This window comes from Mycobacterium spongiae (assembly GCF_018278905.1).
GTDB lineage: Bacteria > Actinomycetota > Actinomycetes > Mycobacteriales > Mycobacteriaceae > Mycobacterium > Mycobacterium spongiae.
Map to the genome: position 1 here is coordinate 3,706,251 of NZ_CP046600.1, position 23,798 is coordinate 3,730,048.

At 66.3% G+C, this 23,798-nt stretch carries 16 protein-coding genes and 1 pseudogene; 9 read left to right on the forward strand and 8 right to left on the reverse strand.

Translation table 11 applies throughout. The features are described 5' to 3' along the window. The first annotated feature begins 129 nt into the window (after nt 1–129). A complete protein-coding gene (locus F6B93_RS15060) occupies nt 130–1,794 on the forward strand; it encodes a (2,3-dihydroxybenzoyl)adenylate synthase (protein WP_211695798.1) in 1,665 nt (554 codons plus the stop codon). Beyond that, nucleotides 1,791–6,965, forward strand: coding sequence for a type I polyketide synthase (locus F6B93_RS15065; RefSeq protein ID WP_211695799.1), 5,175 nt, complete (start codon nt 1,791–1,793; stop codon nt 6,963–6,965). The genes F6B93_RS15060 and F6B93_RS15065 overlap by 4 nt, the downstream gene beginning before the upstream one ends. A 13-nt stretch (nt 6,966–6,978) precedes the next feature. On the opposite strand, the gene F6B93_RS15070 is transcribed toward F6B93_RS15065, so the two are convergent. Further along, nucleotides 6,979–7,995: an acyl-ACP desaturase gene (locus F6B93_RS15070; RefSeq protein ID WP_211699518.1), complete on the reverse strand. Its 1,017-nt coding sequence runs from the start codon at nt 7,993–7,995 to the stop codon at nt 6,979–6,981. Nucleotides 7,996–8,399: 404 nt separating this feature from the next. Here F6B93_RS15070 and F6B93_RS15075 point away from each other — a divergent pair, with 404 nt between their 5' ends. After that, nucleotides 8,400–9,638 (forward strand): sodium-dependent bicarbonate transport family permease, encoded by a 1,239-nt coding sequence (locus tag F6B93_RS15075; RefSeq protein ID WP_211695800.1) that lies wholly within the window; start codon nt 8,400–8,402, stop codon nt 9,636–9,638. A gap of 24 nt (nt 9,639–9,662) precedes the next feature. Here the strand turns inward: F6B93_RS15075 and hemW are convergent, their stop codons facing one another. Then, complete coding sequence (gene hemW / locus F6B93_RS15080) at nt 9,663–10,835, reverse strand: radical SAM family heme chaperone HemW (RefSeq protein WP_211695801.1); 1,173 nt, start codon at nt 10,833–10,835, stop codon at nt 9,663–9,665. 244 nt (nt 10,836–11,079) lie between these two features. On the opposite strand from hemW, the gene F6B93_RS23780 reads away from it, so the two are divergent. From F6B93_RS23780 to F6B93_RS15100, 5 genes are all read left to right on the forward strand, one after another. After that, the gene (locus F6B93_RS23780; protein WP_425518556.1) at nt 11,080–11,136 is read left to right on the forward strand and encodes an Ms4527A family Cys-rich leader peptide; all 57 of its coding nucleotides are present in this window, start codon (nt 11,080–11,082) and stop codon (nt 11,134–11,136) included. A gap of 115 nt (nt 11,137–11,251) precedes the next feature. Next, nucleotides 11,252–12,919 carry a nitrite/sulfite reductase gene (locus F6B93_RS15085; RefSeq protein ID WP_211695802.1) on the forward strand — a complete coding sequence of 556 codons (1,668 nt, stop codon included), beginning with the start codon at nt 11,252–11,254 and terminating at the stop codon, nt 12,917–12,919. Beyond that, a complete protein-coding gene (locus F6B93_RS15090) occupies nt 12,916–13,665 on the forward strand; it encodes a phosphoadenylyl-sulfate reductase (RefSeq protein WP_211695803.1) in 750 nt (249 codons plus the stop codon). The genes F6B93_RS15085 and F6B93_RS15090 overlap by 4 nt, the downstream gene beginning before the upstream one ends. A gap of 49 nt (nt 13,666–13,714) precedes the next feature. Next, nucleotides 13,715–14,440 carry a sirohydrochlorin chelatase gene (locus F6B93_RS15095; protein WP_211695804.1) on the forward strand — a complete coding sequence of 242 codons (726 nt, stop codon included), beginning with the start codon at nt 13,715–13,717 and terminating at the stop codon, nt 14,438–14,440. Between the two features lie 203 nt (nt 14,441–14,643). Next, the gene (locus F6B93_RS15100) at nt 14,644–16,224 is read left to right on the forward strand and encodes a PE family protein (protein WP_211695805.1); all 1,581 of its coding nucleotides are present in this window, start codon (nt 14,644–14,646) and stop codon (nt 16,222–16,224) included. A gap of 48 nt (nt 16,225–16,272) precedes the next feature. Here the strand turns inward: F6B93_RS15100 and F6B93_RS15105 are convergent, their stop codons facing one another. The 5 genes from F6B93_RS15105 to F6B93_RS15125 all read right to left on the reverse strand — a co-directional run bounded on the left by F6B93_RS15105 (nt 16,273) and on the right by F6B93_RS15125 (nt 20,766). Continuing rightward, a complete protein-coding gene (locus F6B93_RS15105; protein ID WP_211695806.1) occupies nt 16,273–17,367 on the reverse strand; it encodes a sulfate/molybdate ABC transporter ATP-binding protein in 1,095 nt (364 codons plus the stop codon). A gap of 15 nt (nt 17,368–17,382) precedes the next feature. Continuing rightward, on the reverse strand, nt 17,383–18,201 hold the full coding sequence (cysW, locus tag F6B93_RS15110) for a sulfate ABC transporter permease subunit CysW (RefSeq protein WP_211695807.1): 819 nt from the start codon (nt 18,199–18,201) through the stop codon (nt 17,383–17,385). Further along, the gene (cysT, locus tag F6B93_RS15115) at nt 18,198–19,073 is read right to left on the reverse strand and encodes a sulfate ABC transporter permease subunit CysT (RefSeq protein ID WP_211695808.1); all 876 of its coding nucleotides are present in this window, start codon (nt 19,071–19,073) and stop codon (nt 18,198–18,200) included. The genes cysW and cysT overlap by 4 nt, the downstream gene beginning before the upstream one ends. Next, nucleotides 19,073–20,119, reverse strand: coding sequence for a sulfate ABC transporter substrate-binding protein (locus tag F6B93_RS15120; protein WP_211699519.1), 1,047 nt, complete (start codon nt 20,117–20,119; stop codon nt 19,073–19,075). Before F6B93_RS15120 ends, cysT begins: the two co-directional genes overlap by 1 nt. Before the next feature lie 443 nt (nt 20,120–20,562). After that, nucleotides 20,563–20,766 (reverse strand): hypothetical protein, encoded by a 204-nt coding sequence (locus tag F6B93_RS15125; protein WP_246540800.1) that lies wholly within the window; start codon nt 20,764–20,766, stop codon nt 20,563–20,565. Nucleotides 20,767–21,081: 315 nt separating this feature from the next. Here F6B93_RS15125 and F6B93_RS15130 point away from each other — a divergent pair. Next, nucleotides 21,082–22,998 (forward strand): annotated as a pseudogene (locus F6B93_RS15130) (glycoside hydrolase family 15 protein); the annotation flags it as partial. A gap of 28 nt (nt 22,999–23,026) precedes the next feature. Here F6B93_RS15130 and F6B93_RS15135 read toward each other — a convergent pair. Then, the gene (locus tag F6B93_RS15135) at nt 23,027–23,785 is read right to left on the reverse strand and encodes a sensor domain-containing protein (protein WP_211695809.1); all 759 of its coding nucleotides are present in this window, start codon (nt 23,783–23,785) and stop codon (nt 23,027–23,029) included. Nucleotides 23,786–23,798: the final 13 nt, after the last annotated feature.

Below are 23,798 nucleotides of genomic sequence, written 5' to 3' on the forward strand. Positions count from 1 at the left end.
CAACCCCCTCGCAACTTAGTATAGGATGTCCTAACTTTGTGAAGGTTACCTTAAGTGGTGAACCAGCGGGCAACCGTGGGTTACGACCCACCGAACAAACATATTCGAACAAGGGGCGGTTTCGACGGGATGAGCGTGGAATTGGAGCCCGAACAAAGCGGATTGGGTCACGGCTTCGTCCCTTTCCCCGCCGACCGGGCCGCCGAATACCGGCGGGCGGGCTACTGGCTCGGACGCCCGCTGGCTTCGATCCTGGACGTCGCTGCCAGCAAGTGGCCGCAGCGGCCCGCGATCATCGACACAGACCGCACCTACACCTTCGCCGAACTGGATGCGGTGGCCCATCGGGTCGCCGCAGCCCTGGCGGATCTCGGCATCAATCCCGGCGACCGAGTACTCCTCCAGCTGCCGAACACCACTCAATTTGCCGTCGCGTTGTTCGGTTTGCTGCGCGCCGGCGCGGTCCCGGTGATGTGCTTGCCGGGTCACCGCGCCGCCGAGCTGGGTCACTTCGCGGAGGTTAGCGGTGCGGTGGGGCTGGTTATCCCTGATCGCGCAACCGGCTTCGACTATCGGGCGATGGCCACACGGTTGACACAGAGCCATCCAGGTCTGCGTCATGTCATTGTGGACGGCGATCCGGGCTCGTTCGTCTCCTTGTCCGCGCTCGCCGATTTCGTCGTCAGTCCCGATGCGCCCAACCCCCCTCGCGGGACTGTCGATGCCGCGCTGCCGGCACTGCTCTTGGTGTCGGGAGGCACGACCGGGATGCCGAAGCTGATTCCCCGTACACACGACGACTACCTGTACAACGCGACCGGCTGTGCGCAGGCGTGCCAACTGCGCGCCGACGACGTTTACCTGGTCGCGCTACCGGCCGGACATAACTTTCCGCTGGCCTGCCCCGGAATGCTCGGCGCGATGACCGTCGGCGCTACCACGGTCTTCACCGCCGATCCCAGCCCCGAATCGGCGTTCGCGCTGATCAATCGACACGGGGTCACCGCAACGGCGCTCGTCAACGCCCTGGCCAAACTATGGGCGCAGGCCTGTGATTGGGAGCCGGTGCGGCCGAAATCACTGCGGCTACTCCAGGTAGGTGGGTCACGGATGGCGGCCGATGAAGCCCACTACCTCCGGAAAATGCTGACCCCAGGGCTGCAGCAGGTGTTCGGGATGGCCGAGGGGATGCTGAATTTCACGCGCCCCGGCGACCCGGTTCAGATCATTGAACACACTCAGGGCCGACCCATGTCGCCACACGACGAGCTGCGCGTGGTCGACGAAAACGGCGGCGATGTCGCACCCGGCGACGAGGGCGAGTTGCTGGTGCGCGGGCCCTACACACTCAATGGCTACTACCGAGCCGATCACGCCAACGCCGAATCGTTCTGCCCCGACGGCTTCTTCCGAACCGGTGACCGGGTGCGCATCTTCGCCGACGGCCCCTTGGCTGGCCACGTCGAGGTCACCGGCCGGATCAAAGACGTCATCCATCGCGGCGGAGAGACCGTGTCGGCCTCCGAGGTGCAAGAGCACCTGCTTGGCCACCCGGCCATATCCTCGGTCGCCGCGGTTGCCGTGCCCGACCAGTACTTGGGTGAAAAGATCTGCGCGGCGGTGGTTTTCAGCGGCCAGCAGGTCAACCTGGCTGAACTCAACCAGTATCTGGATGGCCGCGGAGTGGCCGCGCACTCGCGGCCGGACATGCTTGTTGCGATGGCGTCACTGCCCACCACCGCCGTCGGAAAGGTAGACAAGAAGAGAATTGTCGCGCAGATAGGCGCGCAATGACCGCCGCGGCTGAACCAATCGCCATCGTCGGAATCGGCTGCCGACTGGCCGGCGACATCACCACACCGCAACAGTTCTGGGCGTTTCTCCTGGACGGCCGCAGTGCGATCGGAGAAGTACCTGACGACCGCTGGCAACCGTATCTGCACCGTGATCCCCGAAACGCTGCGGTGTTGCGGGCCACGACGCGGTGGGGCACATTCCTCGACGACCTGCCCGGTTTCGACGCCGAGTTCTTCGGTGTCTCGCCGCGGGAAGCCGAGCTCATGGACCCGCAGCAACGGCTCGCGCTCGAGGTGTGCTGGGAGGCCCTCGAGCACGCGGGGATGCCGCCGCGGTCACTGGCGGGCACCGACACCGCGGTCCTGATGGGCGTCAACTCCGACGATTACGGCAAGTTGATCATGGAAGACTTGCCCGGCATCGAGGCGTGGACCGGAATCGGCACCGCGCTGTGCGGGGTGGCCAACAGGGTGTCGCACCTGCTCGATCTGCGAGGACCTAGCGTCGCATTGGACGCGGCGTGCGCAGCGTCGCTGGTCGCGGTGCATCAAGGGTGCCAGTTACTGCGTGCAGGAGAGACATCGCTTGCGCTGACCGGCGGCGTCAGTGCGTTGATCGGCCCGGGTTTGACCCGAGTGCTCGACCAGGCCGGCGCCACCGCCCCGGATGGGCAGTCCAAGACCTTCGACATGGCGGCCGACGGATATGGACGCGGCGAAGGTGCCGGCGTCGTGGTGTTGAAGCGTTTGGCGGACGCCGCTCGCGACGGAGATCATGTGATCGCGGTGGTGCGTGGGGGCGCGGTGGCCCACGATGGCAACACGATCGGCATCATGTCCCCCAACGGCGCCGCTCAGGAAGATTTGTTTCGACTCGCGTGCCGGTCGGCTGATGTCCCGCCCGCCAGCGTGGACTTCATCGAGGCGCACGGGACGGGCACTCCTGCTGGCGATCGCGTAGAACTAGCAGCGCTGGCCGCGGTATTTGGGGTCGAACGCCCGATCGATACGCCATGCCTCGTTGGGTCGGTCAAGCCGAACACCGGCCACCTCGAAGGTGGGGCCGGGGTCGTGAGCCTGATCAAGTCGGCGCTGGCACTGAAACACGAGGCGATTCCCCCAACCGCAGGCGTGGGCAAACTCACCACTGCCGTCGACTGGGCCGAATGCGGATTGCGAGTACCCACCTCGGTCCAGCCGTGGCCACGCGGCCACGGAAATCCCCGGCGCGCGGCGGTCTGCAGCTACGGCTACGGCGGCACCATCGCCCAAGTGCTACTCGAAGAGGCGCCGCTGCGCGCACCGTCGTCGGCTGCTACGCCAGCAACCACGCCGATCACGTTTGTGGTGTCCGCGCGCTCGCCGGTGCGACTCTCCAGGCAAGCCGAGGCGCTGGCGAATCACCTCCGGGCCGACGACGCCGTCGCCAACCCGCTCGACCAGGTGGCGGCGACGCTGTGGGCGCGGCGGTCACACGAGCGGTTCCGTGCGGCGGTGCTGGCGGAAACCAGCGACGAGTTGGTCGCCGGCCTACAGATGCTGACCAACAACGTGCAACACCCTTCCGTTGTCACCGGGGCCGTCGTTCCGAGCGCGTCGGAGGGCGCGGTGTGGGTCTTCTCCGGTCATGGATCGCAGTGGGAGGGCATGGGCCAGGAACTGCTCGCAAGCGAGCCCGCATTCGCGGCGGTAGTGGACGCAGTCGATCCCGTGTTTCAGGCCGAGTTGGGCTTCTCGACGCGCGCTGCGTTGACCGCCGGTGCCTTGGGTGCGACGGACCGGGTCCAGGCGTTGACCTTCGCCATTCAGGTCGGACTCGCTGCGGTGTTGCGCGAGCGCGGGGTCAAGCCCGCGGCCATCATCGGGCACTCGGTCGGCGAAGTCGCGGCGTGTGTGGCGGCGGGGGTGTTCGATCTGGCCCAGGGCGCCGCGGTGGCCTGCTACCGGGCACGCGGATTCCGGAAGGTGATGGGCCACGGGGCGATGGCACTGACTGCGCTCCCCTTCGCCCAGGCCCAAGACCGTCTGGGTGGCCGCACCGACGTGGTCGCCGCGATCAGTGCCTCTCCCGAGTCCACGGTGATATCTGGCACCATTGCCGCGGTCGAGGAGGTGTGCCAGTCCTGGCAAGACCAGGGCGTACCAGTGCGCAAGGTGAATACCGACGTCGCGTTCCACAGTCCGGCGATGGACCCGCTTACCGACGAACTCGCGCGGCTCACGGCGGGCCTGTCTCCAGCGCATGACCCAGCGGTCCCGCTGTACACGACCGCGTTGGCCGATCCACGATCGACAGCTCGCCGCAACTCGGACTATTGGGTGGCCAACCTGCGGGACCAGGTCCGATTCACCGAGGCCGTCACCGCTGCGGCGAACGACGGGCGTCGGCTGTTTCTGGAAGTGTCCGCTCATCCGGTCGTCGCCCACTCGATCACCGAGACACTGACGCACTTGGGGCTCCAGGACTACGCGGTGGTGCCTGTCCTGCGCCGCCACCAGCCCGAACTCCGGGCCGTCGCGACGGCGGTAGCCTCCTTGCACTGCCACGGGGCACCGGTCGCTCACGGAGTCACCGCCACCACGCCCTGGGCCGACGACCTGCCCGGCACGCAATGGCACCATCGGCGCTTCTGGCGTACCCCGACTCCCCCGCCGGGCGGCACCGGCATCCATGACGAGCACAGCCATACGTTCCTGGGTGGCCGCATGGACGTGACGAGCGCCGTGCCAACCCGCGTGTGGCAGACGCGGCTGGACATGTCGAACCGGCCGTATCCGAATGACCATCCTGTACAAGGCACCGAGATCGTGCCCGCCGCCGTGCTGCTCAACACGATGCTCACCGCTGCGGGAACGGATTTGGCAGACGTTCGCTTGCGCGCACCGGTGGCCCCGGGTCGTCGCTGTGACCTACAGGTGGTGCACCAAGAGCATTCCCTCAGTGTCTCCTCCCGGATCGTGGAATCCGATCCCATCGTGAAATCCGATCCCATCGTGAAATCGGACAACATCGTGAAATCCGACAGGACCACCGACGCGAGCAGCTGGCTGACCCATTGCACCGCACTCGCGTCGACAGATCACGAAGCCCAGGAACTCGACATACCCGCGTTGCGCGAGCACGCAGTGCGACGGCGCTGCACCGAGGCGCTGCCAGCGGGTTACGTGGTGGACACGCTGGCGGCGTTGGGCGTATCCGCAATGGGCTTCGAATGGGAAGTGGTGGAACTTCATCGCGGCGAGGGCGAGTTATTGGCAAAGGTGCGCGCCGAACCCGACGGATCGACCCCGTCGACCTGGGCGGGGCTTCTCGATGCGGCGACATCGACTGCGTCGGTGGTGTTCGATGGCGAAGCGCGGCTGAAGATGCCTGCCCATATCGAGCACGTACGCGTGCATGGCCCAGCGCCGGGATCTGCGCTCGTGCACGTTCGTTGGCGCGCCCCCGACACGATCGCAGACATCGTTGTCACCGACCTCGCTGGCACAGTGCGGGCCTCGATCACCGGCTTGACATTCGAAGATCTCGAAAAGACCGCAGACCGCGAGTCTGGGCAGATGGTGCATCGAGTCGCGTGGCATCCGACGCCGTGGCGCGACGGTGAGCGTCCCACGTGGGTCACGCTGATCGGCGGCAATGCTGAGACACAGGCATGGTGCACACGCGACCTCGCCGCGGCCGATGTGGGTGTCGACGTGTTCGCAGACCCCGCGGACATCCCGGAGGATGCCTCCGGCCTCGACGCTGGCGCCGTAGTTCTGGTGCTGGGGGACGGCGGCGACGAGCCCGCTGGAGCAGTCGACACGGTCCTGCGGACGCTCAACTGCCTCGTGGAACGGTCCGCCAACGCGCGGCTATGGGTACTCACCCAGGGAGTGCACGAAGGCACCGAGATCGGGCAGGCGCCGCTGTGGGGGCTGTCGCGGGTGGCTGCCACCGAACATCCCCATCTGTGGGGTGGCGTGCTTGATGTGTCCGGTCCCCGCCTGCCAGTGCCTGCTCTCGCGTCACTGACCGGGCACGGGGTCGTCGTGGTGCGCAACGACGTCGCCTACACGGCCCGCCTGGCCCCCGCGCCGTGCCGGGCCGGCACGCCGATGCGTTGCTCGCCGGGCGGCACATACGTCATCACCGGAGGCACCGGCGCTCTGGGGCGTCAGATGGCGCATCGGTTGGTCGACGTGGGTGCCAGACGGTTGGTATTGGTTTCGCGTTCGGGAATGCCTGATGGGTCCCGCCAGGACGGGGAAGGCCCATCGGATGTGGTCCAGACTGTCCGATCGCTCGAGGAGCGCGGAGTATTTGTCCGGGTGGCCGCCCTCGACATCGGCGCGGCCGGGGCCGCCGAGGCGCTGCGGCTGGCGTTGCGCGATCTGCCGCGGGTGCGCGGTGTCGTTCACGCGGCTGGTGTCGAGACGGGCGCGCTGCTGATGAACACGACGCGGGCAGACGTGAGCGCGGCGATGCACCCCAAGCGCGACGGTGCGCTCACCCTCAACGACGTGTTTCCGCCCGGACACCTGGACTGGATGGTGCTGTTCTCGTCCTGTGGCTATCTCGCCGGCTTTCCGGGCCAAGGCGCCTACGCCTGTGGAAATTCCTTCCTCGATGCGTTTGCCCGGCAACGCCGCCACCTCGGCGACCGCACCACCAGCGTCGGATGGACCGCGTGGCGCGGCCTGGGCATGGGATCCACGTCCGACTTCGTCGCGGCGCAGCTGGCGGCACTGGGCATGGGCACGATCAGCGCCGACGACGCGATGTGGGCACTGGACCTTGCTATGCGAGACGACCAGGCCAACGTCGTGGTGCTGCCGGTCACGTCAGCGGCAGCCTCGGTACCGATGCTCGCCGACGTGGCCCCGTCGGAGCCTGACGGCCTCGGACCGGACGAACCCGCGCCGTCAACCATGCCCGAGGATCCAGCCGAGGCCGCCGACTGGGTGATCGAGCGGGTGCGAGCCGCGGTAGCGAGTCAACTTGGCATGGCAGCAGATGACGTGGATCCCCAGTTGCCACTGGTGGAAATGGGGGTTGACTCGATTGTCACGGTTGCGGTGCGTCGTCAGTTGGAGAAGCAAATCGGACTGGCATTGCCACCGACCCTGCTGTGGGAGCACCCGACAGCGGCTGCGGTGACCGCGAGAATGCTCGAGCTGCTCGCCTAGCAACGACAGACGATCACCGCCCGCTGAGCGTCAGCGTCCCTTCGGTCTTGAGCACATTGCTGGCCGTGATTTTCTCGGCCCTACGGGCCTCACGGTCCAGGTAGCGCTGCTTAGACTCGTCGAACTTGTCGGAGGCTTCCTCGAGCTCCTTGATCAGCACCGCGAGATCGTCGCGCATCCACGCAGCCTCGCCCGTGAAATCTTCACGTTCGAAAATCCGCCACTTCTTCAGCACGGGCATGACCACCTCGTTGAGATGGATGCGCGGGTCGTAGACACCGCCGACAGCAATGATGACGGCCTTGCGGCGAAACTCCGGCACCGTGAAGCCGGGCATCTTGAAGTTCCGCAGAATCCGGTGCACTGACCGCATCGCCTGGTTGGGGGCGATGTCCAGACCGGCGGCGCTGACGTCACGGTAGAACAGCATGTGCAGGTTCTCGTCGTGCGACACCTGGGCGAGCAGCTGGTCGGCGATCGTCTCGTTGCAGGCTCGTCCCGTATTGCGATGCGAGACCCGGGTGGCCAATTCCTGGAATGAGACATACATGACAGAGTCGAACAAACTGTCAGCAAACATATCGCCCTGGTGATTCTGCCCCGGGCTGAAGCCCCGGGTCATTTGCTCCATGCGCAGCTTCTCCAACTCGACCGGATCCACCGAGCGGGTGACCACCAGATAGTCGCGCAGCGCGGTGCTGTGCCGGTTCTCCTCGGCGGTCCACCGATTGACCCACTGACCCCAAGCGCCGTCGATGCTGAAGTTCATCGCGATTTCGCGGTGGTACGACGGAAGGTTGTCCTCTGTCAACAGATTTTGCACCATCGCCACCCGGGCCACGTCGGAGAGATGATTCTGCCCGGGTTCCCAGTCCTGCCCGCCCTGGGCGTAGAAGTTCTTGCCATCCGACCACGGAATGTAGTCGTGCGGACTCCACTCCTTGAACAGCGAGAGGTGCCGGTTGAGCAGGCGTTCAGCCACAGGCTCGAGCTCTTGGAGTAGCTGTAGGTTAGTCAAACCTTTGGACACGATGTCCTCCCAGTTATCTGTGTCGAACAGTTGCACGCAATATATCTGTACAACCCGGTCACATTCAAATCAGCCACGCCGTATCGGGCTAGGGCCCAAAGTCCCCGCATTCGATGTGCCGGCGATCACTAGGGCGCGCGTGCACAGCGATTACACAGCAAATCCACACTGAACTGGCAGTGGGGAGGCATCCGGTACTGGCTGACCAGCGCGACCTGGTCGGCGAACCCCACCCTGTCCCGCTGTGTCACCAGTTGTGCTGTAGGCCCGCTCGTCTCACACGCTTCACAAGTGGCGGGCTGACGGCAGCACCGCTAAGTTTTCGGCCTTGGCGGGATAGTCGCGGTTGCCCAGGCCCGTGCCGTGCGCGACCCCGGACCAGGCATCAACTCAGGGAGACATTTATGCTGCATGAGTTCTGGGGGAATTTCACCCACAACCTGTTCAAGCCGCTGCTGCTGTTCTTCTACTTCGGCTTCTTGATAGCGATCCTCCGGGTGCGGTTCGAATTCCCGTACGTGATCTACCAGGGCCTGACCACCTACCTGTTGCTGGCCATCGGGTGGCACGGCGGCGAGGAGCTGGCCAGGATCAACCCGTCGGCGATCGACAACATCGCTGGGTTCCTGGTCCTGGGCTTCATCCTGAACTGCGCGATCGGTTTCGCGGCCTACTTTCTGCTCGGCCGCCTGACCGCGCTGCGCCGCGTCGACCGCGCGACGGTCGCCGGCTACTACGGGTCGGACTCGGCCGGAACTTTCGCCACCTGCGTGGCCGTGCTTGCCAGCGTCGGCATCGCCTTTGACGCGTACATGCCCGTCATGCTGGCCATCATGGAGATCCCCGGCTGCCTGGTGGCGCTCTATCTGGTGGCGCGGCTGCGGCAGCGTGGCATGGACGAAGCGGGTTTCATGCCCGACGAGCCCGGCTACGCCCTCGCGGCGAAGGTTGCGGTCGGATCCAGCTCGGCCGACCCAGCAGCCCCGAGCCTACGAACTCGGCACGAACATGAGATCGAGCAGGAGATAGAGATCTCTCTGGAAAAGCGGAATCACCAAGACTGGGACCCGGAGTCAGACTCCGATGACCCAGCCGGTGGAAATCCGACTGTCGTTTCGCGCGAGCTTTTCCGGGAGGTGTTCCTCAACCCAGGGCTATGTTTGCTGGTGGGTGGCATCATCATTGGCCTCATTAGCGGGTTGCAGGGCGAGAAAGTCGTCCACGACGATGACGTATTCTTCGTCACGGCCTTCCAGGGCGTGCTGGCGCTGTTCCTGCTCGAAATGGGTATGACGGCGGCCCGCAAGCTCCGGGATCTACGATTGGCAGGCACGGGTTTCGTCTTCTTCGCTCTGCTGGCGCCGAATTTGTTTGCCACGCTTGGGATTATCGTCGCGCACAGCTATGCCTACCTCACTGGAAGCGAATTCAAGCCGGGCACATATGTTTTGTTTGCGGTGCTGTGCGGTGCCGCATCCTACATTGCTGTCCCCGCCGTACAGCGGCTCGCGATTCCCGAGGCCAGTCCGACCCTGCCGCTGGCCGCGTCGCTCGGACTGACGTTCTCCTACAACGTGACGATCGGGATCCCGCTCTACATCGAAATCGCCCGCATGGTCGGAACCTGGTTCCATACCACCTGAGCCGCACCATCCGCGCGCCTTCGGCTACCCCAGCACCGTGCGCACCACCGCGTCGGCCAGCAACCGTCCGTGGCCGGTAAGGACCACCCTGTCACCGTCGAACGTCAGCAAGCCGTCGGACACGACCGCCTCGGCGCGCTCGCGTTCGGCAGCATCCAGCCGCGACATCGGCAGTCCCTGGCGCAGCCTCATCGTCAGCAGCACGTCTTCGGCGTGTAGCGCATCCGCACCAAGCTGCTCGAAACCTGCCACTGGCAACGCCGCATCGGCCAGCAGCTGCGCATACGCATTGGGGTGCTTGACGTTCCACCACCGTGTCGCGTCCACGAATCCGTGCGCACCCGGGCCCGCACCCCACCATTGGCCGCCAGCCCAGTAGCCGAGATTGTGCCGGCACTCGCCGCCCGGTCGCGACCAGTTGGACACCTCGTACCAGCTCATCCCGGCCGCCGACAATCGCGCATCGACCAACTCGTACCGGTGCGCCAGCACGTCGTCGTCGGGCGCCGCCAGCTCACCGCGCCCGACACGGCGGGCCAGCGCAGTACCCTCCTCGACGACCAGGGCATAGGCCGACACGTGGTCGACACCGGTCTCGAGCGCGGCGTCCACCGAACACAGCAGGTCCTCATCGGACTCCCCCGGAGTTCCATAGATCAGGTCGAGGCTGACATGTTCGAAGCCTGCGGCCATGGCCTCGGCGGCCGCCGCCGCGGAGCGGCCCGGCGAATGCACCCGATCCAGGGTCGCCAGCACGTTCGGCGCCACCGATTGCATGCCCAGCGAGACCCGCGTGTAGCCCGCCGCACGGATGGCATCAAAAAATTCCGGCCAGGTCGACTCGGGGTTGGCCTCGGTTGTGATCTCCACATCGGGGGCCAGCACGAAATACTCCCGGACCATATCGAGCAGCGTGGCCAGGCGCTCACCGCCAAGCAGGGATGGCGTCCCCCCGCCCACGAACACCGTGTCGACCGTCGGTGCGTGCAGCCGCGCGGCGGCCAGCCCGAGCTCAGTCCGCAGCGCCAGAAGCCAGGCATCCGGGTTTACCCCGCCCAGCTCGGCAGGTGTGTAGGTGTTGAAGTCGCAATACCCACAACGGGTCACACAGAACGGGACGTGCACATAGAGCCCAAAAGGCTGATCTGGACGTGGCTGCAGTGCGGGCAGATCGGCCGCCACCTCACGAGGGGTCATGCCAAATCTTCGCACGGCACGGCCGGTCAGGCCGGGCTCCCCCAGACCACAAGACACCAGGGACCCAGAGTATTTCTCAGGGTATTCACGGTTAATGAAACCCAATTAACTAAGATTGCCGCCTAGTTTTAATCACCGTGAGGAGAAGTTTCACCTGGTCGCGCGGCCGCGCGCCATCCATGGCAGAATATGAGCCGTGCCCGTCGCCAATCCAAACCCGCGCCCTCGTCTGCGCACAGCCCTGGTGGCGCGGCGGCATATCGACCTCAAGCGCGTCTGCAGCTGTGGCTGTCTGCCTTGATGTCGTAGACCCAGCCCACCTGTACCTCCAGCTGGCCACCGGATCTGCGCCACGGAAGTAACACGGTGTTGCGCGCGGTCCACGGTCGGCAATCTTCGCGAAGGAGAACCCCCGAATGACCACAGCACGTCCCGGCAAGACCCGCAACGAGGGTCAGTGGGCGTTGGGAAATCGCGAGCCGCTCAACGCCAACGAAGAGCTCAAGAAGGCCGGCAATCCGCTCGACGTGCGGGAACGCATCGAAAACGTGTACGCGAAAGCCGGATTCGACAGCATTGACAAGACCGACCTCCGAGGCCGGTTTCGCTGGTGGGGCCTCTACACCCAACGCGAGCAGGGCTATGACGGCTCGTGGACGGGCGACGAGAACATCGACACGATCGAGGCCAAGTACTTCATGATGCGAGTGCGCTGCGACGGCGGGGCAATCTCCGCGGCGGCGCTGCGCGCTTTGGGGACGATTTCGACCGAATTCGCCCGGGATACCGCCGACATCTCGGATCGCGAGAACATCCAATACCACTGGATCGAGATAGAAAATGTGCCCGAGATCTGGCGTCGGCTCGACGAGGTCGGTCTGCAAACCACCGAGGCATGCGGCGACTGCCCACGCGTAGTGCTGGGTTCGCCCTTGGCCGGCGAATCGCTCGACGAGATCATCGACCCAACCTGGGCGATCGAGGAGATCGTGCGTCGCTACATCGGCAAACCCGACTTCGCCGACCTGCCACGCAAGTACAAGACCGCGATCTCTGGCCTGCAGGATGTCGTGCACGAAATCAACGACATCGCTTTCGTCGGTGTCGACCATCCCGATCACGGTCCTGGCTTGGACCTGTGGGTGGGCGGCGGCCTCTCGACCAACCCGATGCTGGGCCAGCGAGTCGGCGCCTGGGTTCCCCTGGACGAGGTCCCCGAGGTGTGGGCCGCGGTGACGTCGGTGTTCCGCGACTACGGCTACCGCCGACTGCGGGCCAAGGCGCGGCTGAAGTTTCTGATCAAGGACTGGGGCATCGAGAAGTTTCGGGAAGTGCTCGAACGCGAGTACCTCAAACGTCCGCTGATCGATGGCCCGGCGCCGGAGCCCGTCACCCATCCCGTTGACCACGTCGGGGTCCAGCGGCAGAAGAACGGGCTCAATGCGGTCGGCGCGGCTCCGATCGCGGGAAGGGTGTCGGGCACCATCCTTACCGGAGTGGCCGACGTGGCCCAGCGGGCTGGCTCGGATCGGATCCGCTTCACCGCCTACCAAAAGCTCGTCATCCTCGACATACCCGACGACAAGCTCGACGACACGATCGCCGGCCTTCAAGCTCTAGGGCTGCAGACCCGGCCGTCACACTGGCGCCGGAATCTGATGGCCTGCAGCGGGATCGAGTTCTGCAAGTTGTCCTTCGCCGAAACCCGGGTCCGTGCCCAATCCTTGGTACCCGAGCTGGAGCGCCGGCTGGAGGACATCAACTCAGCGCTGGACGTGCCCATAACGGTCAACATCAACGGCTGCCCGAATTCCTGCGCGCGAATTCAGATCGCCGATATCGGATTCAAAGGTCAGATGGTGGACGACGGCCATGGTGGATCGGTCGAGGGCTTCCAGGTGCATCTGGGCGGCAGTCTCGGCCTCGACAGCGGTTTCGGCCGAAAACTTCGCCAGCACAAGGTGAGCAGCGAGGAGCTGGGCGACTATATCGAGCGGGTGGTACGCAACTTCGTCAAGCACCGCACCGAGGGAGAACGCTTCGCGCAGTGGGTCGTTCGTGCCGATGAGGACGATCTGCGATGAGCGAGTCGACCAGGCTGGCCGAATCCGAGTTGCGCGAGCTGGCGGCGCGCGGCGCAGCCGAACTCGACGGCGCCAGCGCCACTGAATTGCTGAGGTGGACCGACGAGACCTTCGGCGGCGCCAACGGACCCCATGGGCGGGCCGAAACAAGCAACTGCAACTACGTTGTGGCCTCCAACATGGCCGACGCGGTCCTGGTGGATATGGCCGCCGCGGTACGGCCGGGCGTGCCGGTGCTATTTCTCGACACCGGCTACCACTTCGCCGAAACGCTCGGCACTCGCGACGCGGTCGAGTCCGTCTACGACGTCCGAGTCCTCAACGTCGTCCCGGAGCACACGGTGGCCGAGCAAAACGACCTGCTGGGCAAGGACCTATTTGCCCGAGATCCCGCCGAGTGCTGCCGGCTGCGAAAGGTCGTCCCGCTGCGCAGGACACTGGCCGGCTACTCCGCGTGGGTGACCGGTCTGCGCCGCGTCGAAGCACCGACGCGCGCCAACGCCCCACTGATCAGCTTCGATGAGGCCTTCAAACTGGTGAAGGTCAATCCGCTGGCAGCGTGGACCGACCAGGATATGCACGACTACATCGCCGAGCACGACGTACTGGTCAATCCGCTTGTCCACGAAGGCTATCCGTCGATCGGCTGCGCCCCATGCACCGCGAAGCCTGCTGACGGCGCTGACCCGCGCAGCGGGCGCTGGCAGGGGCTCACCAAGACCGAGTGCGGGCTGCACGCCTCGTGACCGCCGACAATGCAGTGGCGGTGGCGCCCGCTTGCGCGGGACGGCGCTCGTGACCACGCTGGTGCTGACACCGCACGGAAGCGCGGACCCGCGGGCGGCAGCCAACGCGCGGGCCATCGCGAGTCAGCTGTCCCGCATGCGTCGTGGCCTCGACGTTCGGCTGGGGTTCTGTGAACAGAATTCGCCGAGCCTGGTCGACGTCCTCACCGGACTGTCCAGAACCCGTGCGGCGGTCGTCACCCCGTTGTTGCTAGCCAACGCTTACCACGCTCGCATCGACATTCCCCGCCAGATCACCAGTTGCGCTATCGCGGACCAGGGGATCGACGTGGCGCAGGCCGATGTGCTTGGCGAGGACGACCGACTGGTGTCGGTGTTGCGTGAGCGGGTGACCGAGTTGGGGGTTTCGCGGCTCGACGACAGGCTCGGCGTGCTCGTGGTCGCGATCGGCACGTCCGACCCCGCGGCGAACGCACGCACCGCGACGGTCGCAGGGAAGCTGACGGTGGGTACTCGGTGGACCGCCACGACTGCATTCGTCACCCGGCCTGAGCCGTCACTGCATGACGCAGTTATCCAGTTGCGCCGCAACGGCGCCCGCCGTGTCGTCATTGCCCCGTGGTTCCTGGCGCACGGAACGCTGCCGGATCGGGTACAACAGTTTGCACATGTCAAGGACATCGAGATGGCCGCGCCATTGGGCGCGCACCGTTGGGTGGCCCAGACGGTACTGGCTCGATTCGATCAAGCAACGGCTCGGCGCCTGGCGGCCTGAGCGCACTCAGCAGAAGTCAACGAGAGCGCGCAAGAAGCGACCAGGAACGCGCCTAGGCGAACCAGGGGCGAGAACCTTGGCAAACTACACCACCGCGGCTCCGAATGGCGATATCGTTGACGTCTGGCGCGATTCGTCGCAGCTTCCGGCGGTCCCCGATCGCGACAGATCACAGCGGTTGTGACGTCCTTGGGAGGCAACAGATGTCGTATGTGATCGCGGTTCCCGAAGCGCTCATGGCGGCAGCAACCGATGCGGCCGGCATCGCGTCGACACTCACCGCAGCAAACCTCGCCGCGGCGGCGCCAACCACCAGCGTCCTGGCCGCCGGTGCTGACGAAGTGTCGGCCGCGGTCGCGGCGGTGTTCAGCGCCCACGCGCAGGGTTATCAGGCCCTGAGCACCCAGGCGGCGGAGTTTCATGCGCAGTTTGTGCGGACGTTGACCGCGGGCGCGGGCTCGTACGCGGCCGCCGAGGCCGCGAGCGCGTCGCCGTTGCAGCAGGCGCTCGACGTCATCAACGCGCCCACCCAGGCGCTGTTGGGACGCCCGCTGATCGGCAACGGCGCCAACGGGGCACCCGGGAGCGGGGCAAACGGCGGCGACGGCGGGATATTGATCGGCAACGGCGGTGCCGGCGGGTCGGGAGCGCCGGGCTTGCCTGGCGGCAACGGCGGAGCCGGGGGCCTCTTCGGCAACGGCGGCGCCGGCGGCGCTGGCGGCCTTGATGCCGGCGTCGGCGCCGGCGGGGCCGGCGGCATGGGCGGCACCGCCGGGTTGTTCGGCGTCGGCGGCGCCGGCGGATTCGGCGGCAGCGGCGACATGGCCGGGGCCGGCGGGGCCGGCGGCAGCGGCTGGCTGTTCGGCTCCGGCGGGGCCGGCGGCACCGGTGGCGACGGCCTCGGGGCGACGGGTATCGGCGGTGTCGGCGGGGCGGGCGGCGCCGGCGGCATGCTGTTCGGCGCCGGCGGCACCGGCGGCACCGGCGGCCTCAGCGGCGGCGGTATCGGCGGGGCCGGCGGCACCGGCGGCGCCGGCGGGCTGTTCGGCGCCGGCGGCGACGGCGGCAATGGCGGCACCGGGTTCACTACCGGGGGTGCCGGCGGGACCGGCGGCGCCGCGGGACTGTTCAGCACCGGCGGCGACGGCGGCACCGGCGGCACCGGCGCGGCCGGTGGGGGCGACGGTGGGGCCGGCGGCACCGGCGGGCTGTTCGGAACCGGTGGCGACGGCGGGACCGGCGGCACGGGCGGGACCATGGGCGGCGTCGGCGGGGACGGCGGGGCGGGCGGCAGCGCGGTGCTGTTCGGCGCTGGTGGCGCGGGCGGCAACGGTGGGTCCGGCGGATTCGCAGCCGGCGGCGGCGGCGCCGGCGGCGCCGGCGGCAACGCCGGAATGCTCTACGGCGCCGGCGGGGCCGGCGGCAACGGTGGATTTGGGTCCGGCGACGTCGGCGGAGTCGGCGGGGCCGGCGGCGCCGCCGGCCTCCTCCATGGTGCCGGCGGCGCCGGGGGCGAAGGCGGCACCAGTGTCGGCTTCGCCGGGGGTAACGGCGGGGCCGGCGGCAGGGCCGGGCTGACTGGCAACGGCGGCGACGGCGGCGCTGGCGGCAGCTCACTCGCCGCCGCCGGAGGCGGTGACGGCGGGGCCGGCGGCGACGCGTGGTTGATTGGCAATGGTGGTAACGGCGGCAACCCCGGGACTGGCCCACTCCCGGGCGCCGTCGGCGTCGGTGGTGCCGGCGGGTTGCTGCTCGGCGCAAACGGGATGAACGGGTCAGCGTAGCCCGCAGCGCGGCGGCCGTTCACTGTAGTTGCGTCGATGTGCCCCGGATCAGGCTGGCGTCAGCGTGTTCCGGTCCTCATCGGTGCCGCCGGCTCCGTCGTCGCGGCGGCCGGCCATCTCACCGGAGATCGGCGGTACCCGGGTGGCGCGCACGTAGACAGTGTCGCCCTCCCGTAGCGCGAGCGCCTCGGCGTCCCCGCGGGTGATCTGGGCGGTGAAGGCGCCCCCGGTGGCCGCGCTGGTCAACTCGACGCGGACCTCGAAGCCCAACACCACTACCCGGTCGACGATGGCGCGCGAGACGCCGGTGGATTCCCCGGTGCCGTCAGCGGTGGCGACTGCCATCTGAGGATTCCGGCCGACCCGGATGTCATGCGGGCGGACCAGAGCACCGTTCAGCGACGACACCGCACCAAGGAAGGACATGACGAAGGCGTTCGCCGGGGCATCGTAGACGTCGGTCGGGCTTCCGATCTGCTCGATCCGGCCCTTGTTGAGTACGGCAATCCGATCGGCCACATCCAACGCTTCGGCCTGGTCGTGGGTGACTAGCACAGTGGTGACGTGCACCTCGTCATGCAGGCGGCGCAGCCAAGCCCGAAGATCCTCGCGCACTTTGGCGTCCAGCGCTCCGAATGGCTCGTCCAGCAGCAGCACCTCGGGGTCCACGGCCAGCGCCCGGGCCAGCGCCATCCGCTGTCGTTGACCACCGGACAGCTGGTGCGGGTAGCGGCCCTGGAATCCGGTCAGACCCACTACCTCGAGCAGGTTGTCCACCTTGGCCTTGATCTCCGGTTTGGGGCGCTTGCGGATCTTCAACCCGAACGCCACGTTGTCGCGCACCGTCAAGTGCTTGAAGGCGGCGTAGTGCTGGAACACGAAGCCGATGCCGCGCCGTTGCGGGGGCACTCGGGTGACGTCGCGACCGTTGATCGTGATGGTTCCACTATCGGGCTGATCGAGGCCGGCAATGGTGCGCAGCAGGGTCGACTTGCCCGATCCGCTGGGGCCCAGCAATGCGGTCAGCGAACCGGCTGGCACCACGAAATCCACCCGATCCAACGCGACGAAGTGGCCGTACTGCTTGTAGGCGCCATGCAAAACGATCGCGGGGGCGCTGGACGTGGGGCCGGTGTCGGTCATGGTGGAGTCTCCTTGTCACGCCTGGCTAATCGCTCGACTTCGGCGGGCGTCCAGCGCCACTTGGACGATCAGGACCACCACCGAAACAGCCATCAGCAGTGTCGACAGCGCGTAGGCGCCGTACTCGGCACCGCGGTGGTAGCGGTCGGCGACCAACAGCGTCAGCGTTTGCGACGTCCCGGGCAGATTGGACGACACCATGATCACCGCGCCGTATTCACCGAGGGTTCGAGCGACCGTCAGCACGATGCCGTAGGTCAGGCCCCATCGGATGGACGGCAACGTGATCCGCCAGAATGTCTGCCACCAACCGGATCCGAGTGTGGCCGCCGCCTCCTCCTGATCGGTTCCCAATTCATGCAGCACGGGTTCGACCTCGCGTACCACGAACGGCAAGGTGACGAACAGGCTGGCGAGCACGATTCCGGGCAAACCGAAAATGACTTTGAGCCCCAAGTCCTTCTCGACGAAACCCAGCGCACCTGCAGATCCCCAGAGCAGGATCAGCGCCACACCGACGATGACGGGCGACACCGCGAAAGGCAGATCGATAATCGCCTGCAGCGCTCCCCTACCACGAAAACGGTTGCGGGCCAGTACCAACGCGGTAGGAATACCGAAGATCACATTCAGTGGCACGACAATGGCCACCACCAGGAGCGAGAGGTTGAGCGCCGATATCGCCGCCGGCGTGCTGATGTAGTCGTAGAACTGTCCCAGCCCGGGTTGGAAGGTCCGCCACAGGATCAGCACCACCGGAACGACCAGCAATACCGCGACATAGGCGAGCGCGACCACTCGGAAGAGGTAGCGAACCGCGCGTGACGGCCTCACGCCGCCATCTCCTCGCGCTGGGCCGCACGGGCGCCAATTGTTCGCAACACGAGCAGTACGAAGAACGAGATCGAGAGCAGCACAATCGATATCGCGGCGGCGCCCGTCCGGTCGTCATTCTCGATCAGAGTGCGGATCCATTGCGACGACACTTCGGTCTTACCCGGCACCGCGCCGCCGATGAGCACAACCGAACCGAATTCGCCAATGGCTCGCGAAAACGCCAGCCCCGCACCGGACAACAATGCCGGCGTCAGCGACGGCAGCACAACGGACGTGAAGACTTTCCACCCGCTGGCGCCCAGCGACGCCGCCGCCTCCTCGGTCTCTCTATCGATTTCCATCAGCACCGGTTGGACGGCGCGAACGACGAACGGCAACGTGACGAACGCCACCGCCACCCCAACGCCAGCGGCCGTGTGCTGCAGATGAAGACCTACCGGACTGTTATTCCCGTACAGGGCCAACATCACCAGGCTGGCGACAATCGTGGGAAGCGCGAACGGCAAATCGATGATCGCATCGACAAGCCGTTTGCCAGCGAAGTCGTCACGCACCAGTACCCATGCGATCAGCAGACCGAATGCGGTATTCACCACCGTGACGCCGGCCGCAATCGTCAACGTCACCCGAAACGACTCCAGGGCGGCGTGCGAGGTGACCGCCAGCCAGAAGGCCGACCAGCCGCCGCCCGCTGCTTGCCAAGCGATGGCGGCCAGCGGCAACAGCACGATCACCGAAAGCCAGAGCACCGCGACACCGAGCCGAACCGAACTGCTGCGCGCGCGGCCGAAACTGCGCACACCCACCTCACCCCCGCGGGGATCGAGTTCCGGCCGGACAACCTCCGGGTCTGGCGCCACCGCCTGCATTATCCGGTGGCCTGCATGTAGATCCGGGTGATGCTGCCGGTGGACTTACCGAACAGCTGGGGATCCACGGTGCCCCAGCCACCGAGGTCGGCAATCGTCCATAGTTTTGCCGGAGCCGGAAACTGATCGGCGAAATCAGCGGCGACCGATGGATCGACGGGCCGGAAGCCGGCCCGGGCCCACAACCGCTGCGCCTGCGGGGTGTATTGGAAGTTCTTGAAAGCGGTCGCCGCTTCCAGGTGTGTGCTGGTGGTCACCACTGCCAGCGGGTTCTCGATCTTGAACGTCTGCGGCGGAGTGATGTGTTCGACCGGCTTGCCTGCCCGTTCCGTCGCGATGGCTTCGTTCTCGTAGCTGATCAAGACGTCACCGCTGCCTTCGAGGAACACATCGGTGGCTTCCCGTCCCGAACCCGGGCGCAAGGTGACGTGATCGTTGACCAACCTGGTGACGAAATCGATCCCGGCCTGGTTGTCCGTGCCGCCCTCGCTCTTGGCGGCATACGGAGCGAGCAGATTCCATTTTGCGGAGCCGGAACTCAGCGGGCTGGGTGTGATGACCTCGACGCCTGGACGTAAGAGGTCATCCCATCCGCGGATCTTCTTCGGATTGCCCGCGCGCACGACAAACGTCACGACCGACCCGAACGGAATGCCCTTGGTTGCGTCGGCATCCCAGTCTTTGGAGACCTTGCCGGCTTCGACCAGCCGAGTGATATCGGGTTCGACCGAGAAATTCACCAAGTCGGCCGGTTTACCCTCGGCAACACCGCGCGACTGGTCAGCGGAGGCGCCGTAGGAGGTGATCACCTGAATTGCCTTGCCGTCCTCGGAATCGTTGAACGCGGGAATCACTGCGCTCCAGCCGGGTTCTGGCACCGCGTAGGCGACCAGGGTGATGCTCGTCTGCGCGTTGCTCGGGCCGGCCCCGCCGACCACATCACTGGGACCGCCCTGACACGCCGTGAGGACACCGGCGAGGACGAGCGCGAGCCCGAATGCGACACGCTGGCGCCAGCGCGAAGCGCTGCCGACGCCCCTCGACATCGGTAGCGGGGACGACGGGGGAAGCATGGCTGTCCTTCCGGTGCGGGACGTGTGGACGATGGTCCCGTAGCTGTGGAAGGCGATCCCAGTACACGTCACGCGAGCTCACCCACTCCACACCGAACCGCGCCCGGGTTGGGGGTCAGAGGCAACAGTGCAGGTCAGATGCGGTGCCGCAGCCGGGGTTGACGACATAGCCCCCCAAGGCATCCGATGCTGCGTGCATGCCGCGAAGCCTAACAGAATTCGCCAGGCCGACCACTGGGCCGGCTAACGGGCTGGCGTGGGTTCGCGCCTCATCGGGTGACCTCATCGGGTGACCTCATCGGGTGACCTCATCGGGTGACCTCATCGGGTGACCTCATCGGGTGAATAGCCACGCGATGATCACCAGCGCCACGAGCACCACGAGGACCAGAGTGACGTGCGACCGCGGCATCCGATTACCTCGACGTTTCATCGAGGTGGCGGGCGCGGCGCATCAACCCGATGCCCTTGCCGAGCAGGACATCCAGCAACGCCGCCAAGAGATATGCCAGAACCAACACGACAGGAATCACAACGAGTGCTTGCAGCACGAACGGGAGCCCGGAGAGCCAGAGCTCAACGCTGTCCCACCAATTGAGGAACCCGTTCACCGGGCTCACCCTATTAGTGCCCGGACCGGAAACCAATCTGTAGGTCGCCACTCGCCGTGTCCGGCCGGATCTTCGGGGGAAAGCGCCGCCGAGCCAGCGATGGGCGGGCACCACACGGCGCCCGACACGGGGACGCAAAGTCGACCTAGGTGGACGCCGGGCATGTCGACAGATGATGATGGCGGGATGGTCCTGCAAACCCAACCCGCTGACCAACCGACCTCGCCAGCCGCCCGAGACGCCCAATCTGAGGCGCTCGAAGCGCGTCCCCAGGGCGCGCCCACCGACGGGCCCGTCGAGTTCGGTCTGCCCGCGGCAGTTGCGTCCAATGCGTCGTTGCGCAACCCGTTTCCCCCGATCGCCGACTACGCGTTTCTGTCCGACTGGGAAACAACGTGCCTGATATCACCGGCCGGTTCGGTGGAATGGATGTGTGTCCCCCGGCCGGACTCCCCGAGTGTGTTCGGCGCGGTATTGGACCGCAGCGCCGGCCATTTCCGGATAGGCCCCTACGGCGTTTCGGTGCCCGCCGCTCGCCGCTACCTTCCCGGCAGTCTGATCATGGAGACCACCTGGCAAACCCACACCGGATGGCTGATCGTCCGCGACGCTCTGGTCATGGGGCCATGGCACGACATCGAGCGGCGATCGCGCACGCATCGCCGTACTCCGATGGACTGGGACGCCGAGCACATCCTGTTGCGGACGGTGCGTTGTGTCAGCGGGACCGTCGAACTGATGATGAGTTGCGAACCGGCGTTCGACTACCACCGACTCGGCGCCAACTGGGAGTACTCGGCCAACGCCTACAGCGAGGCCATCGCACGTGCCACCAAGCAACCAGACGCCCACCCGACGCTGCGGCTGACCACCAATCTGCGGATTGGGCTCGAGGGCCGTGAAGCGCGGGCACGCACCCGGATGGTCGAGGGCGACGACGTCTTCGTGGCCCTGAGCTGGACGAAGCACCCGGCACCACAGACCTACGAAGAAGCCGCCGACAAGATGTGGAAGACCACCGAGTGCTGGCGGCAATGGATCAACATCGGCAACTTCCCCGACCACCCGTGGCGGGCGTATCTGCAACGCAGCGCGTTGACGCTGAAGGGGCTGACGTACTCGCCTACCGGCGCGCTGCTGGCGGCCGCGACCACGTCGCTGCCGGAAACCCCACAGGGCGAACGCAACTGGGACTACCGCTACGCCTGGGTTCGCGACTCGACGTTCGCGTTGTGGGGGCTCTACACCCTGGGATTGGACCGAGAGGCCGACGACTTCTTTGCGTTCATCGCCGACGTGTCCGGCGCCAACAACAACGACCCCCACCCATTGCAGGTGATGTACGGCGTGGGCGGTGAGCGCAGCCTGGTCGAAGAGGAGTTGCACCACCTGTCCGGTTACGACCAGGCGCGCCCCGTACGAATCGGCAACGGCGCCTACAACCAGAACCAGCACGACATCTGGGGCTCGATTCTCGATTCGTTCTACTTGCACGCCAAGTCGCGCGAGCAAGTCTCGGAGACGTTGTGGCCGGTGCTCAAGCGGCAGGTCGAAGAGGCGATCAAGCACTGGCGGGAGCCCGATCGGGGGATTTGGGAGGTCCGCGGGGAGCCGCAGCACTTCACGTCGTCGAAGGTGATGTGTTGGGTGGCGCTGGACCGTGGGTGCAAGCTGGCCGAGCGGCAGGGTGAGACGAGCTATGCCCAGCAGTGGCGAGCCATCGCCGAGGAGATCAAGGCCGACATCCTGGAGCACGGAGTCGATTCCCGGGGTGTGTTCACCCAGCGATATGGCGATGACGCCCTGGACGCTTCGCTGCTGCTGGTGGTGCTCACCCGGTTCCTGCCGCCGGACGACCCACGGGTGCGCAACACCGTGTTGGCCATCGCCGACGAACTCACCGAGGAAGGATTGGTGCTGCGCTACCGAGTCGAGGAGACCGACGACGGGCTCACCGGTGAGGAAGGGACGTTCACCATCTGCTCGTTCTGGCTGGTGTCGGCGCTGGTCGAGATCGGTGAGGTGGTTCGCGCCAAGCGGCTGTGCGAGCGGCTCCTGTCTTACGCAAGCCCATTGCTGCTTTACGCCGAGGAAATTGAGCCGCGGACCGGGCGGCACTTGGGCAACTTCCCGCAGGCGTTCACCCACCTGGCGCTGATCAATGCGGTGGTCCATGTGATCCGCGCTGAGGAGGAAGCCGATAGCTCCGGAATGTTCCAGCCCGCCAACGCCCCTATGTAACCAGCCGAGCACCGGCGACCGATGTCGTTCAGCTGAGCGCGCTGATCTTCTCCATCATGGTGCGTGCGATGTCGATGGCGCTGGTGGAAACTTCTCCCGATCCTTGGTCCGACTGGCTGTGCGCGCTGTAGAAGGCGACTTCGACCTCGACGAGGCAGTTCACCCGCACCCCGATCGCGCGAGCTTCAGGAATGGTTCCCGAATGTGAGCCGGACGTCGACTCCTCGGACACGGTCGCCGCGAGGACCGAGTTGGCAACACGGACATCCTCGATCTGGTCACGAAAGCTGAGCCTGGCGCTGCGCAGGGTCAATACCGTTCCATCGCATGTGTCCCATTGCTGGGAGAACTTGGTGAACAGCGCGTCGGCCTCGGCGGCCGTGGGCAGGGCGACCACGGCCTCGTCCACGCTGATCACCTTCCCGGAATCCCCATCATCCCACCAACTCTCCCGCGCGACATGTGTGACGTTGGCGGACTGGTAGGCGGCGCGCTGAAGCATCGCGACGACACCGACGCACTCGACAGGCGAGGACAGGACATAGGCACCTGACAGCTCGTCGGAACCGCCGAACCGCGGCGGCAATTCGGGATCGGCGGCGAAGGGCTGGTCGAGCATGCGGGACAAGGCGGTGCCGTCGAGCAGTACTTCCTTGATGATCGACCCGGCTAGCGGTCGGGGCTTCATCCCCGGCGCGGGGTACGCGGTGCCGGTGATCACGGCGGTACAGCCGGTGGCCAGCGCAGCGACCAACACCGTGACCATCGCCGACCATGTGGCTCTCATCCGGTCGTCACCG